This is a genomic window from Halomonas sp. ATBC28, assembly GCF_005937175.1.
Taxonomy (GTDB): domain Bacteria; phylum Pseudomonadota; class Gammaproteobacteria; order Pseudomonadales; family Halomonadaceae; genus Vreelandella; species Vreelandella titanicae.
Window position 1 is genome coordinate 1 of record NZ_VCQL01000008.1, and the last position, 16,301, is coordinate 16,301.

Genomic DNA, 16,301 nt, shown 5'->3' on the forward strand with positions numbered 1-16,301 from the left:
GATCCAGTACCAGCAGTGCATGCATTCGACGCCGATGATCAGCTCGTCCAGGTAGGGTTCGATCAGATGGAGCAAAGGTTCTGGTTTGGCTGGAATCTCTTTATGCAGAAGGGTGTCGCCCTGCTGATCCAAGATACAGACATACAGGCTACGGGCATGCAGATCAATTCCACAGTAGTGACGGTGAGTGCTATTGTAAAAGTTCATTGAGTCTTCTCCTGTTAGGTTTGGTCGCCTTTTCAGCTTAGCCAAACAGGCTGAGCTGGGGGAGAAGGCTCAATGAGTATCAAATTGCTGCAAGGGACAAAACTACGCTCCGCAAATTTGTGGTTCGCTGCGCTCACATTACCACAAATTGGCTCCACTCCGTTTCGCCCCTGAGCAAGGCGTTGAACTAAACCGCTTCGCGGTAGCTGGCGACGAACCACATTTTTCGCCTCATCGGGCCACACTGTTTATTGACCCACATAGGTCAATAAACAGGAGTGACGACTATGACAGCCTTGCGAGAGAAGATGATCGCGGCCATGCGTCAGCGTGGCTTTGCGCAACGTACCCACAACACCTATCTGATGGTGGTCACTGATCTGGCACGTTATTTCCACCGACCACCAGACACGTTGAGTACCGACGACCTGCAACACTTTTTCAATCACCTGGTCCATGAGCGCGGTTTATCCGCCGCTGGCTGCCGCGTTTACCTGCAAGGCGTGCGGTTCCTGTTGCAGTGGTCTTCGTTTGATGTGCCGCTCACCGTCCCCAAAAAAATCGCAGCGTATTCCAGAACTTCTGACCCGCGACGAGGTTCGGCGGATACTGTCCGCCAGCCAAAACTCCAAGCATCGCATGATGCTTGAACTGTGCTACGGCTGCGGCTTACGCGTGAGCGAGGTCTGCCACCTGCGGGTCAGTGAAATCGACAGTCAGCGCGGCCAGTTGCGTGTCGCTTAGGGCAAGGGCGCGAAAGATCGCATGGTGTTGCTTCCGGTGACCCTGATCGATCGCTTGCGCGAGTACTGGCGTGCCTACCGACCATCAACATGCTCTTCCCGAGAGCCCTGTTTCCCGATCAAGCACTGCACCCCAGTGCGCTCCAGAAGGCCTTTACCCAGGCCAAACGCCTTGTCAGGGTGGGGCGTCCAAAGTCTGCGCCATGACTAAGGCCGCTACCTTTCAACAGGCGCTGATCTACTTTCTCGATCCGACAGGTCTTGATCGCCGGCGCCAACGGGTGTGTACTCATCCGCTAGTCTGCCGAACGGAGGAGATGGGCGGAAGGGTATTGCAGTGCTCCGACTGCGTCCACGTACAGCCACACTACTTCGGCTGCCGCGATCATCATTGCCCACAGTGCCAAGGCCGCGCCATAAAACAATGGGCCGAGCGTCAGCAAGCCAATATCCTGCCTGTGCGCTATTACCACGTCGTGTTCACGCTGCCATACAGCCTTAATGGCTGGGTTCAGCTCCATCCCGAGGTGATTCACCGGATGCTATTCCAGAGTGCTTGGCACACTCTGCGCACTTTTGGGCGCGATCCCAAACGCCTTGACGGCGAGAAGGGGATTATTGCCGTGCTTCACGCCTGGGGCCAGAACTTGAGCCAGCATGTGCATCTGCACTGCTTGGTTCCAGGCGGAGCCTTGGGTGACGATGACCGCTGGCGTGGAGCACATAGCAACTACTTGTTCCCCGTGCACTTGTCACGCCACTTTCGCGGGCACATGGTGAGCGTTCTTCGCAAGACCGCTAATGCAGGCGATTTCCACCGGGTCACCCGGCCCGTAGAGGTCGATGAACAACTGAACATGCTGATGGCCACTGAGTGGGGGGTACAGCAAGGACTGTCTTGAACACACCCACGCCGTAGTTCGTTACCTGGCGCGCTACACGCGCCAGATCGCCCAACAATGCACGCATCCTCAATGGCGAGGAGTTCGTGTGTCGCATCTTGCTCCACGTCCTGCCCAAGGGACTGATGCGGGTTCGTCACTGCGGTTTTCTGGCCAATCGCTGCCGTCGGCAGCGTCTGGTACAGATCCGTCAAGCGTTAGCGGTTGTTGAGCAAGGGACGGATGACGATATGACTGGCAGCGATGAGGAACGTGCCTACACCTGCCCACACTGCAAGCAACCCACATTGCGGATGATAGGGAAGCTCATACCCCAGCGTTCCTTCGGCCAACCACACAACCATAAGGAACGCCGTTATCGAGCATGGCGTAATGCCAACCCCTTACAGCAGACTTGGTTATCCGGCCCGCTCAAGGGGCACGGCTACACTCGTCCCGGTGATGGATTTTAGCCATCAAGCGCGCTACATTGGGTTAACTTAGGTTCCGAGGCACTGAAATGATAGCTAATCTCACCATTAGAGCGCGTTACCACAGACATGCCTATGGACGGCTTTTTGCCTCCGGCCGCATGCCAGTCAATACAATCCCCTATTAAATAGCTGCCTGATGGACGCGCCTTAGTCCAACAGGCATTTATACGCCATGCTCCGCACGGCGAATAAATGCTTAACTGTTAGCATGTTTAATAACTAAATAAGGAAATGAGATGAAGGCTAAAGTATTCGTAAGTTCTACATATTTAGATCTAAAAAGCACAAGAGAATCCGTTTGTAATGCTCTAGGAAAAAACATGTTAGAACCCGTTCTCTTTGAGAAAGGGGGAGTTTTTTTCGACCCAGACTGTCCTCTTGATACTTCTTGTTATAAGCGTGTTTCTGAATGCGATCTATATATATTAATTATTGGTTCTCGCTACGGAAGCAGGTCGTCTCAATTGGAAATACTAGATGATGTTGGGACATGCGAATTTAATTCTGTAACTAGAGAAGAGTGGGTTGAAGCTAAAAGAAACGACATTCCTATATATATATTTGTAAAGTTAGAAGTGCTTTCTGAATATCATATTTACAAGAAGCAGGATTCAAGAAAATACAAATGCGTTAATGTGGATGATGTTAATGTATTTAGGCTGATTGATGAAATTTATTCAGAAAAGATGAATAATTTAGTGCAACCGTATGAAAAGCCTGAGCATATCGTGAATTTTTTCTTGCAGCAATCATCTGGACTATTAAAGAAGTTTCTAGATGATAGAAGGTCATCAAGATCGGCTAATATCGAAAAGAGGGACTACTTCATTGATTGCTATAAGTTATATTACTACAGATGTCAGAAGAAAATCACTCAGGCGGAGCTTGCATCTGAGGTTGGATGTGACCTACGTTGGTTAAGAAAAGTTGAAAATGAAAAGCGTCATACAACTGTTTTTCACATGGCTAGCATGAATGAGATATCTGCACTGGAAAGCAACCTTGGCCTTGAACCTGGAGAATTGATTGGCAGTAGCTCTTTATTTCATGAAGAAAAGTATAAAAGTTTTTATTATATAAATAAAAAGAAAAAGCCAACTTATGATGCATCAATGGATAGAGATAAAAAAGTTGTAGTGTTTGATTTTGATGGAACTCTAACCATTCAAGATAACGGGCACTCAACTTGGGAGAAGCTATGGATCGAGCTAGGGTATGAGGAAAGTGAATGTATAAGATATCATAAGAAGTTTACTGCTGGCGAAATTAATCATTCAGAGTGGTGTCAAATTACGAAGGAAAAGTTCAATGACAAAGCTATCTCTCAAAAAAATCTAATTAATGTTGCTAACTCCATAAAGCTAATTGACGGTGTATCCGAGCTATTGAAGAAGTTGCATGCTGAAGGCATAGCAATATATATATTATCCGGTTCTATAGAGTTTATTATTAGATCGGTCTTAGGTGAGAATGTCAAATATATCAAAGAGATTAGCTCTAATGATTTGATTTTTGATGCTAGTAAGTTGTCTCGAATCGTTGGCACAGAGTATGACTTTGAGGGGAAGGCTGAATTTATAAAAATGAAAATAAGGCATCATGGCATACCTGCTAATGAAGTATTATTTGTCGGGAACTCAAATAACGATGTACATGCGTTTGAGTCTAATGCGATAATCTTGTTGATTAACCCCGTCAAGGTCGATCCTTATAGTAGATGCTGGACTTATAACGAAAATAAAGTTTGCAATCTCATGGCTATCGAAAAATATATATTCCCATCTTTAGCATCTGCTAACAATTAAAGTCAGGCGGACGCTTAATCGCGCCACTGATTTGAGTGTTGAGCCTGTAGAAAAAAAACCGCTGACGGCTAAGTTTTGGTAGGATCGAGGAAACAGACGAGGAGTGGTCAGCATGCCGCGCTTCAAGGCTTATAACTACGATCAGAACGTCATGGTGGTGATCAACTATCAGGATCAACTACCAGGATCAGCTCTAGCTAGGCACCTTTGAACACGCTGTGCATTACCTGATCGAGCACAAGCTCGACTTATCCGTTTTCCATCCCAAGTACCGCAACGATGCGACCGGTCGGCTGGCCTATGATCCGGCTATCCTGCTTAAGATTATCCTGTTTGCTTACTCAAAAGGCATCGCCTCTAGTCGCGAGATGCATTGGAGCTGCGAGACCAATATTATTTTCAAAGCCCTTTCCTGCGATACCGTTCCCCACATCACCACACTGGCAAGCTTCGTCAGTCGCCATGCTGATGAGATTGATGCGCTATTCGAACAAGTGCTGCTGGTGTGCCACGAACAAGGCTTACTGGGCAACGAACTCTTTGCCATTGACGGCTGCAAGATGTTCTCCGATGCCTCCAAAGAGTGGTCGGGTACGTTCAAAGAATTGGATGAGAAACGTGAGAAACTGAGAGGCCTGATTCGTCATCACCTACTGGAGCACTACGCGCGTGATGAAGCCGAAACGGAAGCCGACCTGGATCGGGACATTCGCCGAGCCAAGACGATTCTCTCGCTAGATGCCGCCATGAATAAAGTGGATCGTTTCCTAAAGATGCACAGCCCAAGGATGGGCCAGGGGAAGCGAATCAAGGAAGTGAAGAGCAATCTGACCGATAACGAAAGTGCCAAAATGACCACCAGCAAGGGCACGATCCAGGGCTATAACGGCGTAGCCACGGTGGATAAAAAGCACCAGATCGTCATTGATGCTCAGGCCTTCGGCGAAGGCCAGGAGCATCATACCCTGAAGCCAGTTCTGGAGCAGGTAGAAGCGCGTTTTAAGAAGCTGGGCATCGCCGAGAACATCTACCAGAAAGGCACCGTCGTGACCGCTGTCACTGGCTTTGCCAATGAAGCTAACATGAAGTATCTGTACGAACAGCAGATCAACGGCTACATCCCCGATAACCAGTTCCGCAGCCGAGATCCGAAGTTCGCCGACCAGAAAGACAAATACGGCAAGCGCCACCAGAACCTCCCGGACAAAGGCTGGCGAGAGACGACGCCCGCCAGCGCGTTCCAGTTTGATCCTGTAAACCTAACGTGTATCTGCCCCACCGGTGAAAAGCTGTCCTATCGCGGGCAACGAGAAACAGACAATGGCAAGATCCGGGTACACTTTGAAGGGCGTTTGCTGCAATGTCGGCATTGCCCAAAGAAATACCGATGCATGCAGAACCCGAGTTCGGCCGACCATCACAACGGCGCAGGGCGACAAGTGTCTTTTATTATCGAGAACAAACGCTTACCCAATTATACGGACTGGATGAAGCATCGGGTTGATAGCCCGAAGGGCAAAGAGATTTACAGCCATCGCATGTCAGTCGTAGAGTCTGTATTCGGTAACATTGGCACGACGAAAAGGTTGAACCGCTTCAGCCTTCGGGGTAAGAAAAAGGTGCAAAGTCAGTGGCAGCTCTACTGCTTAGTGCACAATATTGAAAAGTTGGCGAATTACGGCCACATGGCCGCGTCATGAAGGGCTTAGAGCGGAGTAAGTTGCTTTTTAAGAGCAAAAGGCCGTCTTCAACAAGCTTTAGTTGGGCGCTAAAGTGGCTAAATGCCGATATTAAGATTACTCAGCCAGATGACCGGCTGGGTAAATAAATAAGGACAACAGGCGGTGGAAACGGCTCGAAATCGGTTTTTTCTACAGCCTCGTTATATCAGCACTACCTCAAAGACCGCTCTTGGCCGGACAACGACGGCCCGAAATAGGCCGTCGTTCATCCTCATCAAACTTCTGTATGTTCTGCCATTTCCAACGCGTCATCTACCTCTATCCCTAGATACCTGACGGTGCTTTCCAGCTTCGTGTAACCCAAGAGCAGCTGCACTGCCCTTAAGTTTTTCGTGCGACGGTATATCAGCGATGCTTTCGTACGACGCATCGTGTGCGTGCCATAAATTGACGCATCTAGACCTATTTCGGTAACCCAAGCTTTGACAATACGGGCATATTGGCGCGTTGAGATATGCTTTGCGCTATTGATTCAGCTGGGAAACAAGAAGTCTTCGCTTCGGAGCTGAGCAAGCTGTATCCAGTCGATAATAGCGATACGAGTTTGCTCGGTTATTTCGAGCTGGACAGGTCGATGCGTTTTTTGCTGCATCACGATTGCTCGTGGGGATATACACGCACCATGAGCTATATCCCGTACTCGTAAATTGACAAGATCGCAGCCCCGTAATTTGCTATCGATGGCTAAATTGAAGAGGGCGAGGTCTCTCGTCTTTTTGGCAAGCTGTAGACGAACACGGATGGCCCAGATGTCTCGAAGGCGCAGAGGCGCCTTCTGTCCAACCAACTTGCCTTTATTCCAAGGTATAGGTTTACAGAAAATTTCAGTCAAAACGTTCATGGCGTGTTCCTCCATCAGGCGGAGGACAAAGAATGGCTCAATTCATGCTCGTCATATGCTAAATTTAATTTACAGTCAGGGCTCGACCCTGAGCGGACGTGCCGGTCAAAGCGGCAATCCATGCGGATTTCGCTTGGAGGGGATTGCTCAAACGAAAGGATGAAATTCTGAATAAATATGACGAAAATCGAGCGAAAGAAGAACAAAAAACGCCCGAGGCAATACTGATTCTGAGTCGAACCCGTGAAACCGAGAATCAAAGTGTTACAATTAAAATTCCACACAAAGTACTAAATTCGTCGTCCTGGCCAAAAGCCCAATTCTCCCAAAGCCCTCAACAGAAGTTGGCCATGATGGCCTATGCACTACCTTTGAACCCCTTTTAAAATGGGTGGATTACTGAATCTATTACGCCGATGATGGCATGGTCCACACTAAGTTCCGGGGGAGACTCTCTTTGGCTGAAGGAACGTACCGCTATCAGCAGCTGCAGCAGTGGATACTGCAAGGCATCATTGACGGTCGTTGGACGCCGGGGGATCGTCTACCATCCATTCGAGAGATATGTACACAACAGGGCGTGTCAAAAGCCACAGTCCAGCATGCCCTGCAGCGACTTGAGGCGCAGGGGTTTCTGGAGGTTCGGCCAAAGGCAGGCCATTTCGTTACCCTGGCGCCTAAAGCCACTGCACCGCCGAGAACCACCTCCCGTATTGAAGCGCCTCGCCCCGTCAATGTTAGTGATTTACTGCTGGACATTATGGATCGAAATGCCGCGTTCGACCTTCTGCCCGAACTGCATGCCGGCGAACTGCCACCAGGAATCGTAAGCCTCAACCGGGCCATTGGGAGGGCTCTTCGGAGGCAGCGTGGTGCCGACTTCCAGTATTACGACAAACCTGCAGGCGATCTGAAGTTGCGAGAGCAGCTTGGGCTTCTGCTGGCTAAACGAGGGTGGCCTGTTACGCCAGATGAACTATGTATAACCTCTGGCTGTCAACATGCCTTGTTCCTGGCGCTCATGGCCTGCTGTCAACGCGGGGACGTAGTTGCCGTGGAATCTCCGGGTTTCTATGGGGTACTGCAACTGCTGGAACAACTCGGTTTGCAAGTGATTGAAATACCAACCTCCACGGCAAGTGGTTTGGATATGGATGCCCTTGAAGAAGCCCTGGGGCGCTGGAACATCCAGGCATGCGTCGTGTCTCCGGCGTTTGCTACGCCAGGAGGGGCGTTGATGTCCGAGGCTCCCCGGCGACGTCTGATGGCCCTCGCGGAAGAGTACGATCTGGCCATAATCGAAGACGATATATACGCCGAGTCCGGGTTTTCCCGGGTTCCCGACACTCTTAAAGCGCTGGATGAGAGCAATCGGGTCATCCACTGCAGTTCGTTTTCCAAGGTGTTGTCCCGGGACCTGCGCCTGGGTTGGATTTCAGGGGCACGCTGGCATCAGCGGATACTGCATCTGAAAATGGTGACTCAACTGGCCAGTAGCCGCTATTTGCAACAGGGCGTTGCAGCCTATATGGAAGAGGGTGAGCTGTCCGCCCATCTTCGCAGGCAACGGAAGTTGATGAGTGAGCAACGCGACCGCCTACTGGCTTCACTGCTCGCATGGCTGGTGTCGGTAAGAGTGACGGCGCCCCAGGGCGGCCTGGCGGTCTGGCTGGAACTGCCTGCAACGGTCGACACCCTGGCTGCATACCCCAAGGCGCTTGACGCAGGTGTTGTGATCACGCCCGGCCCGCTTTTTTCCGCATCGGGTAAGTATGGCAATTGTCTGAGGGTCAGCTTTTCCCATCCCTGGGATGAGCGAAGAATCCATGCCCTGAATCAACTACCAGAGTTGCTGAATCTCACCTGACAGCCCATCTGTCCCTATCGAAAATTAAAAATTTGAACCTGCACCGATCCGGCGAAACTGGATAATCTCACTTTCAAATAGAACGAATGTAAGTGAGTAATGAGCCAGAATAAACTGCTTCGCAATATCGATACCAAGCCTTACAGCTCCAGGCTCATGGATAAAATTCATACCCGCAGTTTCAAGGGCTATTTCAGGCGCCTGAGAATCCCTGGTGGAGCCCTCCTCTTTGCCCTGTATTTTGGAACTGTCTGGTTAACCAGCGGAGACCGCCAGGCGGTCTTATGGGACCTTTCTGAATTGAAGATCCTCAATAAGGGTCAGCACAGCCAGAGTTATAACATCGGTGTGTCTGGAGTGGACGGCCTGCAACTGAGCTCTGTAGCGACTGTGTCTGTAGGAGCAGGGGAGAGAGTTGAGCTACCGGTTACCATATCCGTTGCACCGGAGTCCCTTGAGACTGAAGTCAGTGCTATCAATGTCCATCTTCAATCAGTGAAAGATCCGGCACTGAAACTCGTCGAGAACAGTAAATTTATGGGGACAATCCGATGACTGACCAGCCCGTGCATGAGGTCATGGATCGGCTTTCTCCGTCAATCTTCGCCGGACTACTGAACGTCAATGGTGTGCTCACGTACGCCAATAAAGCCGCGTTGGATGCCATTGGCGCGCGAGCTGAGGATGTGCTGGGCCGACCGTTTGATGCCACCCCCTGGTGGGGATTCTCAGACCAGAGCCGGCAACGTCTGCGCGATGCGATACGGGCCGCCGGACAGGGGCATACATCCCGTTTTGACGTGCTTATCCTCGATCGCAACGGTCGAGTGCGGATCATGGATTTCACCCTGCACCCGGTCTACGACGACAAGGGAAACGTCACCTATATGGTACCTTCCGCGCGCGACATCACGGAGCGCAGGCAGGCTGAGCGGGAGCTGCGGCTGACCCAGTTCGCAGTGGATCACGCGCGGGGCGCGATGTTCCAGATCGATGCCGACGGGCGGGTACGCTATGCCAATCGCGCGGCCTGCGACATGCTCGGGTACGCCCGCGAAGACCTTACAGGACGCTTGCTTTCCGATATCGATCCCACCATGACGGAAGCGGCCTGGCGGGAGCATTTGCACGAGTTGAAGGCGCAGGGCTCGGCACGACTTGAGTCACTCGCCCGCCGCAGCGACGGGGGACTGATCCCCATCGAGGTAACCGCCACCTACATTGAGTACGAAGGTGAGCCCGTCAGCTTCTCCTATGTCGACGATCTCACGGCCCGCAGGGCGTCCGAGGAGCGCATCCACTATCTAACCCGATTCGACGGCCTTACCCGGTTGCCGAACCGGACGGCACTCCACGAACGCCTCGAACAGGCCATCGAGTCGGCGAAACTCAGCAACTCGTCTGTGGCGCTTCTGATTGTCGGGCTCGACCGCCTGGGGCTGGTCAACGACGCCCTGGGGCATGCGGGCGGAGACGAGGTGCTCCGCGCCATCGCCGAGAGGCTGTCCGCAGGCGCGGAAACACCCGCGACCGTGGCCCGTATAGGCGGGGACGAATTTGCGATCATGTACACGACAGATACGCAGCAGGATCTCCATGCCGAGTATTGGACTCAACGCATCCTTGAGTCGGTCTCCGAGCCCTTGCGGATCAACGATCAGGAGATCTGCGTAACCTGCAGCATCGGCTCTGCAGCCTATCCATTCGACGGAGCGGACTCGGGAGAGCTGTTCAAGAATGCCACGTCAGCACTGCGCCGCGCTAAGGGCCGGGGGCGCAACATGCACCTGGCCTATGCCTCGGCGGCGGCCAATCGGGATCCGGAGCGATTGGCCCTGGAGTTGGCGCTGCGCGGCGCGCTGAAGCACGGCGAGTTCAGCGTGTATTACCAACCCCGTATTGACGTGGACAGCGGTGCCCCCGTCGGCGCTGAAGCACTTCTGCGATGGCATCACCCCCACATGGGCATGATCTCACCGGCGCGGTTCATCCCTGTTGCGGAGGAGACTGGCCTGATTGAATCGATCGGGGAATGGGTGCTACGAGCGGCATGCGAGCAGAACAGGCTTTGGCGCGAAAGTGGCCTGATGCCCGGACGCATCGGCGTGAACCTCTCCGCCCGACAGTTCCGGCACGCAGACCTCGCGCTGCGGGTGGTGCAACTACTCAAGGAGACCGGATTGGACCCGGAACACCTGGAACTCGAACTGACCGAAAGCATGCTCATGGAGGACGTCGATACTGCAATCGCGACAATGACGTGCCTCAAGGATTACGGCGTGAGCATCGCGCTGGACGACTTCGGCACCGGATACTCCGGCCTGAGCTATCTGAAGCGATTCCCGATCGATACGCTCAAGATCGACCAGTCGTTCGTTCGCGAAATCACCAGCGATCCGGCCAGTGCTGCGATCGCCGACGCCATCATCGCCATGGCCCAACGCCTGGGTCTGGATGTCATCGCCGAGGGCGTGGAGACCCCGGAGCAATGCCGGTTGCTGCGTGAAAGTGGATGTCGGTATATGCAGGGTTACCTGTTCGCAAGGCCGGTGCCGACAGAGGATCTAACTAAACTGTTGCGTGTGGGGCACGTCGGCAGGCACCTCTGACGCGGTTTGTGTTGATGCGGCTTGTTCGAACACGGCCAGCAGTAAAACAGAACCAGGGTATGGAGTTGGTGCTGGCGGTTCATTCGCCCGGGATGGCGGGGCCCTGCTGCTTCGTGCCGCCTTGCTTTCAGTCTACCTCGGGCTATACTTATTTAATCTTCTCCCGGGCTCTGCCCCCTCCCAGGTTTCACTGGGCTCCGCCCCTTCTCCAAGGCTTAGCCGTTCCTATACGACTGTTGTAAGCCACACAACGGTACAACGGAGGCATCATGGGCAAGAGCGCGGAACAATCACCCCAAGTATCATGCGATATCTGCCGGCAACGCCCTGCGGCTCTGCAGGTCACCGTTTCACAAGCCGGTCGAAGACGCACCCTCAACGTATGCCAAACGGATTATTTGCGCCTGAGAGCACGAAGTGCCTCTCCGTTTGAATCCCTTTTTGGAAGCGGGCTACTCGCCGACGATTTCTTCGAGCGGCTGGCGCGAGACGAGAATTTCGGCTTTGGCAGTGTCGCCAGTCGAGAGAACGGCCGGCCGCAGGATAGCGAATCGGTCGCCCTCGGTGACCTGCTTAGCGAGCAAAGCGAGCAGATTCTGCAGCAAGCCGCGGCTACCGCGACGGAGTGGGGTTCGCAGCTCATCGATACCAGCCACCTGCTTTACGCGCTGGCCGATAACGATGTGGTGCAGGCGCTCCTCAAGCGATACCAGCTGTCGGCCAAGGAACTCAAGGCCCAGATTGAGCAACTGACACCCAAAGCTGCGAGCGAACCTGAAACGGACGGGCCTACAAAGATCGGAGTTTCCCCACGGGTGAAAGCCGCGCTACAGCGCGCCTTCCAGGCGTCGAGAGACCTCGGGCATGGCTATATTGGTCCCGAACACCTTCTGATCGGTCTGGCCGAGGAGGAGGGACTAGCCAGCGACTTGCTGAACCGTTATGGCCTCTCTGCACACGGTCTTCGGCAGAAGGCTGTGCAGGTGGTCGGAAAGGGGGCACAGGAGGGGCGACTGCCGGAGCAAAGCGACACGCCCACCCTGGACAAGTACAGTCGGGATCTTACGGCATTGGCTAACGAGGACAAGCTCGACCCGGTGATCGGGCGAGCGGCCGAGGTCGAGACCCTGATCGAGGTTCTTTCCCGGCGCCGCAAGAACAACCCTGTTCTTATCGGTGAGCCGGGGGTCGGCAAGACCGCCATCGTCGAAGGGCTGGCGCAGCGAATTGTTCACAACGAAGTGCCGGACCTGTTGCAGAACAAACGGGTGGTTGAGCTAAACATCAACTCGCTGGTGGCGGGCTCCCAGTATCGTGGCCAATTCGAGGAGCGGATCAAACAAGTCCTCGACGAGATTACGTCCCATCAAAACGAGATTGTGCTGTTTATCGACGAGCTGCACACCATTGTCGGCGCAGGATCGACCGGGGGCGAAGGCGGGCTGGACGTCGCGAATACCCTCAAGCCCCAACTGGCGCGTGGTGAATTGCATTTGGTCGGGGCGACCACGCTGGGCGAATACCAGAAGCACATCGAAAAAGACGCTGCGCTGGAGCGGCGGCTGCAACCGGTGTTCGTCGCCGAACCAACGATTGACCAGACCATCAATATCCTAAGAGGGCTTAGGGATCGGCTGGAGGCTCACCACAAGGTGACTATCACCGACGAGGCGATTGTCGCCGCCGTGGAGATGGCCGACCGCTACGTCACCAACCGGTTCCTGCCGGATAAGGCCATCGATCTGATAGATCAGGCGGCTGCCCGGGTACGAATCGGTGGCACCTCAAGGCCGCCGGAGCTTCATGAGCTCGGTGCGCAGATCGACCAATTGCGGCGCGAGCGTGACTACGCATCCAACCGCAAGAATTTCGAGCGCGCGAGCGCGCTGGAAGCTCGTATCGAAGAACACCAGGGCGACTATGACCAAGGCCTGGAGGAATGGAACACGACCCGGAGCACCAGCGCCAACCAGGTGGGCGTCGAGGATGTGGCGCAGATCGTTTCGCGCCTGACCGGCGTTCCGGTGGCAGAGCTCACCACGGAGGAGCGCACCAGACTGATGGAGATGGAACAGCGCCTGCATCAGCGGGTAGTCGGTCAGGACGAGGCGGTAAGAGCCGTATCCGATGCCGTGCGCTTGTCTCGCGCCGGGCTGGGCGACCGCCGCCGTCCCATCGCAACCTTCTTCTTTCTCGGACCCACGGGAGTGGGAAAGACGGAATTGACCAAAGCCCTTGCGGAAACGGTCTTTGGTGATGAAGAGGCGATGATCCGCATTGACATGAGCGAGTACATGGAGCGGCATACGGTCGCGCGCCTCATCGGGGCGCCTCCCGGATACGTCGGGTTCGAGGAAGGGGGGCAGCTTACCGAAAAGGTACGCAGAAAACCGTACAGTGTCGTTCTTCTGGACGAGTTCGAGAAAGCACATATGGATGTCCAGAACGTGCTGCTGCAGGTCTTCGAGGATGGGCGGCTCACTGATGGCAAAGGGCGTGTCGTAGACTTCACCAATACCATCATAATCGCCACGAGCAACATCGGTTCCGATGTTATCCGGGACAACCTCGAGGCCCCGAAAGGCAAGCGCAAGGACGACGCGGAATTGAAGTCGGAACTGTTGAACGTGCTCCGTCGTTATCTCCGCCCGGAGTTCATCAACCGCATTGATGAGATCATCGTGTTCCACGCACTTGATCGCAAGCAAATCGGTGACATCGTAGGCCTGCAGCTCGAGCGCGTGAAGCGTCTCGCGCACGGGCAGGGCTTGACGGTGGAGTTCGACGACTCGCTCATCGACCATTTGGCGGATGTCGGCTACCGGCCGGAATTCGGTGCGCGCGAACTTCGTCGCCAGATTAGAACCCTGGTCGAGACGCGCCTGGCGAGTGCCGTGTTGCGGGGCGACATAGAGGCAGGTGATAGTCTGCGCTTCGTCTACGACAAGGGTCGAAGTGAGATTCGCTGGGAGAAGGAAGCAAAGGTGCCTGCCTCCGAACCGGAGTAATGAAGCCCCGGTGGCTACGGGCAGGGGAGAAAAGACTAATGGGATAGACCGGGTGCAACTCGACCGTCGCGCAGTATCTCGCTCACTTGCAGCGGGAGCAAATGGAGGACAGAGCATGTTTAGCCCGAATTCCATTCCCTATCAGCAACAAGCTGGCTTTCAGCGCACCTACCGCCAAGGCCGCCTGAGCCTGGGCCTTTTCTTCCCTCTCGAAGCCTTTACCGGCGATATGCCGACTATGACCAACCAGGTAAGCTTGGCCCAACGTGCCGAGCAACTGGGTTTCTCTGCTCTCTGGTTTCGGGACGTGCCGTTACGCGACCCCAGCTTCGGGGATTCGGGCCAGGTGTTCGATCCCTGGGTCTACCTGGGTTTTATGGCCGCACATACTCGCTCGATTGCGCTGGGTACCGCGTCGGTCATCCTGCCAATCCGTAATCCCCTGCACACTGCCAAGGCCGCAACGAGTGTCGATCAACTCAGTGGTGGCCGACTGTTACTCGGCGTAGCTTCCGGTGACCGTCCGGTAGAGTTCCCGGCGTTCGGTGTCGACCCGGAGCAACGCGGCAGCCTATTCCGCGAATATCTCAAGGTATTTCGCGAGGTTCAGCTCAGCAGTTTCGTGCCTTTGACCTGGTCGGGCGGGACGCTTCAGGGAGCCGATCTGATTCCCAAGCCAACCACAGCGGAAATTCCATTCTTCGTGACCGGCCATAGCCGCCAGACGCTGGAGTGGATCGCCCGCTACAGTCATGGGTGGATCAGTTATCCGCGCCCCCCGAAGTCCCAGCAAGCGGTTGTCGAGAGCTGGCGCACGGCGGTTCGTGATGAATGTGGCGAGCTGTTCAAACCCTTCAGCCAGTCACTTTACCTCGACCTGACAGATAACCCGCAGACACCCCCACGGCCGATCCATTTGGGGTATCAACTGGGACGGCATCACCTTATTGCGCTGCTCCACAGTTTGCAGGAGATCGGCGTAAACCATGTGATTATCAATTTGAAATACGGCCAACGACCTGCCGGCGAGGTCGTTGAGGAAATCGGTCAATTCGTTTTACCTGACTTCGCCATGTCGGCATAAAAGCCGGCCGGGAACTGTACGGGTAAGCCATCGCCAGTGTTCAAAATCTAGCCGAAGAAGGCGAGGGTGCGAACCTCGATACTCTCGCGAGGCGGGGCCCCCGGCGGCGTATGGGGGTCCTGGAAAGCCGTATGGGGGGTGAAGCGGGCACGGCCGTCGTGACGCGAGTCATACCCTTTGATCAGCAAGGCCTCGTCCCGGCGCATGTCCGGAAAATAGTACCAGCGCTGGCGCGGATTGTACGCTAGGTGGTAGATCTCACCGGTACGGTCCGGATAGATCAGGTCGGTGGCCAGCAGGTCATCGGGGTCGAGCGTCGAGGCGTCCAGCAGGGCCAGCGGCGAACGCTTGACGGGCCCGCTGATGGGGCGCCAGAGGTTGATCTGAGCGACCGGCATCGCCGCCAGTGCGTCGGCCTGTTCGCTGCCCAGCACATCGCGGACACGCTCAGGCCCTGAGCGCTCGGTGTAGTCATTATGTACGCGGCTGGCCGGGCCGCGAATGCCCCGTTGCTCGGCATCGGTACGCCGGGTGTGGTCGAAGATGACGACCCGGCTCGCGCCCGTCAGCTCTTTGATCAACGCCTCGACTTCGGCGTAGTAGACGCTTTCCACCGACGTATCATCGTAAAGGTCGTCGACCACCGTACCCCGCCGATGAAATTCGAACCCCTGCTTGTCCAGAGATAGGCTCTCTACCAGTGGTCGGCCGTTGTATATCGTGACGTCGCGCTCCTCCTGTTCTGCAAAGTAGCGCGGTTCACTTTCACCGGTCAGGGCTTCGGTATGCACATAGGGCTTCGCGTCGTGCTTGACCAGATAGGTGAGCGTCGTGGTAATGCTGTCGGGCATGTCCGTCGTGCGCTGCAAGAAACACCTCCCGATCCGCTGAACGCGTCCAGAGTGGTGTCACCGTGGAGGCGCGATAGCTGGTGTAGGTTTCTTCACTACTTAGTATAGGCCATCAGACGGGAACTTTCCCTGCCTTGACCCTGTTCTTTGGCAAATGTTACGTCGAGGC

Annotated in this window: 10 protein-coding genes and 4 pseudogenes; 11 read left to right on the forward strand and 3 right to left on the reverse strand. The window is 54.6% G+C overall.

The annotated features are described in order from the left end of the window. Positions 1-207 (reverse strand): annotated as a pseudogene (locus tag E0L35_RS10535) (IS110 family transposase); the annotation flags it as partial. Between the two features lie 287 nt (positions 208-494). Between E0L35_RS10535 and E0L35_RS26460 the strand changes: the two are divergent. The 6 genes and pseudogenes from E0L35_RS26460 (at position 495) to E0L35_RS10555 (ending at position 5,830) form a co-directional block, all read left to right on the forward strand. Further along, on the forward strand, positions 495-857 hold the full coding sequence (locus E0L35_RS26460; protein WP_212751678.1) for a site-specific integrase: 363 nt from the start codon (positions 495-497) through the stop codon (positions 855-857). Then, the gene (locus E0L35_RS26940; RefSeq protein ID WP_349304639.1) at positions 850-951 is read left to right on the forward strand and encodes a tyrosine-type recombinase/integrase; all 102 of its coding nucleotides are present in this window, start codon (positions 850-852) and stop codon (positions 949-951) included. Before E0L35_RS26460 ends, E0L35_RS26940 begins: the two co-directional genes overlap by 8 nt. A gap of 202 nt (positions 952-1,153) precedes the next feature. Continuing rightward, complete coding sequence (locus E0L35_RS26845) at positions 1,154-1,852, forward strand: transposase zinc-binding domain-containing protein (protein WP_212751679.1); 699 nt, start codon at positions 1,154-1,156, stop codon at positions 1,850-1,852. 56 nt (positions 1,853-1,908) lie between these two features. Further along, positions 1,909-2,019: pseudogene (locus E0L35_RS26850) on the forward strand (transposase); the annotation flags it as partial. Positions 2,020-2,561: 542 nt separating this feature from the next. Continuing rightward, positions 2,562-4,130: an HAD-IB family phosphatase gene (locus E0L35_RS10550; protein ID WP_138800249.1), complete on the forward strand. Its 1,569-nt coding sequence runs from the start codon at positions 2,562-2,564 to the stop codon at positions 4,128-4,130. A gap of 218 nt (positions 4,131-4,348) precedes the next feature. Further along, positions 4,349-5,830: a transposase gene (locus tag E0L35_RS10555; protein ID WP_249362122.1), complete on the forward strand. Its 1,482-nt coding sequence runs from the start codon at positions 4,349-4,351 to the stop codon at positions 5,828-5,830. A gap of 256 nt (positions 5,831-6,086) precedes the next feature. Here E0L35_RS10555 and E0L35_RS10560 read toward each other — a convergent pair. Then, positions 6,087-6,728 (reverse strand): annotated as a pseudogene (locus E0L35_RS10560) (tyrosine-type recombinase/integrase). Positions 6,729-7,170: 442 nt separating this feature from the next. Between E0L35_RS10560 and E0L35_RS10565 the strand changes: the two are divergent. The 5 genes and pseudogenes from E0L35_RS10565 (at position 7,171) to E0L35_RS10585 (ending at position 15,281) form a co-directional block, all read left to right on the forward strand. Further along, positions 7,171-8,580, forward strand: coding sequence for a PLP-dependent aminotransferase family protein (locus E0L35_RS10565; RefSeq protein WP_249362123.1), 1,410 nt, complete (start codon positions 7,171-7,173; stop codon positions 8,578-8,580). A 99-nt stretch (positions 8,581-8,679) separates the two neighbouring features. Beyond that, entirely contained in the window at positions 8,680-9,135 is a 456-nt protein-coding gene (locus E0L35_RS10570) for a FixG Ig-like domain-containing protein (protein ID WP_138800251.1), read from the forward strand. After that, positions 9,132-11,189 (forward strand): EAL domain-containing protein, encoded by a 2,058-nt coding sequence (locus tag E0L35_RS10575; RefSeq protein ID WP_138800252.1) that lies wholly within the window; start codon positions 9,132-9,134, stop codon positions 11,187-11,189. The genes E0L35_RS10570 and E0L35_RS10575 overlap by 4 nt, the downstream gene beginning before the upstream one ends. Positions 11,190-11,458: 269 nt before the next feature. Next, a pseudogene (locus tag E0L35_RS10580) lies at positions 11,459-14,113 on the forward strand (ATP-dependent Clp protease ATP-binding subunit); the annotation flags it as partial. Positions 14,114-14,312: 199 nt separating this feature from the next. Beyond that, complete coding sequence (locus E0L35_RS10585; RefSeq protein WP_138800254.1) at positions 14,313-15,281, forward strand: LLM class oxidoreductase; 969 nt, start codon at positions 14,313-14,315, stop codon at positions 15,279-15,281. A gap of 47 nt (positions 15,282-15,328) precedes the next feature. Here the strand turns inward: E0L35_RS10585 and E0L35_RS10590 are convergent, their stop codons facing one another. Further along, positions 15,329-16,150 carry a CmcJ/NvfI family oxidoreductase gene (locus tag E0L35_RS10590; RefSeq protein ID WP_138800255.1) on the reverse strand — a complete coding sequence of 274 codons (822 nt, stop codon included), beginning with the start codon at positions 16,148-16,150 and terminating at the stop codon, positions 15,329-15,331. Positions 16,151-16,301: the final 151 nt, after the last annotated feature.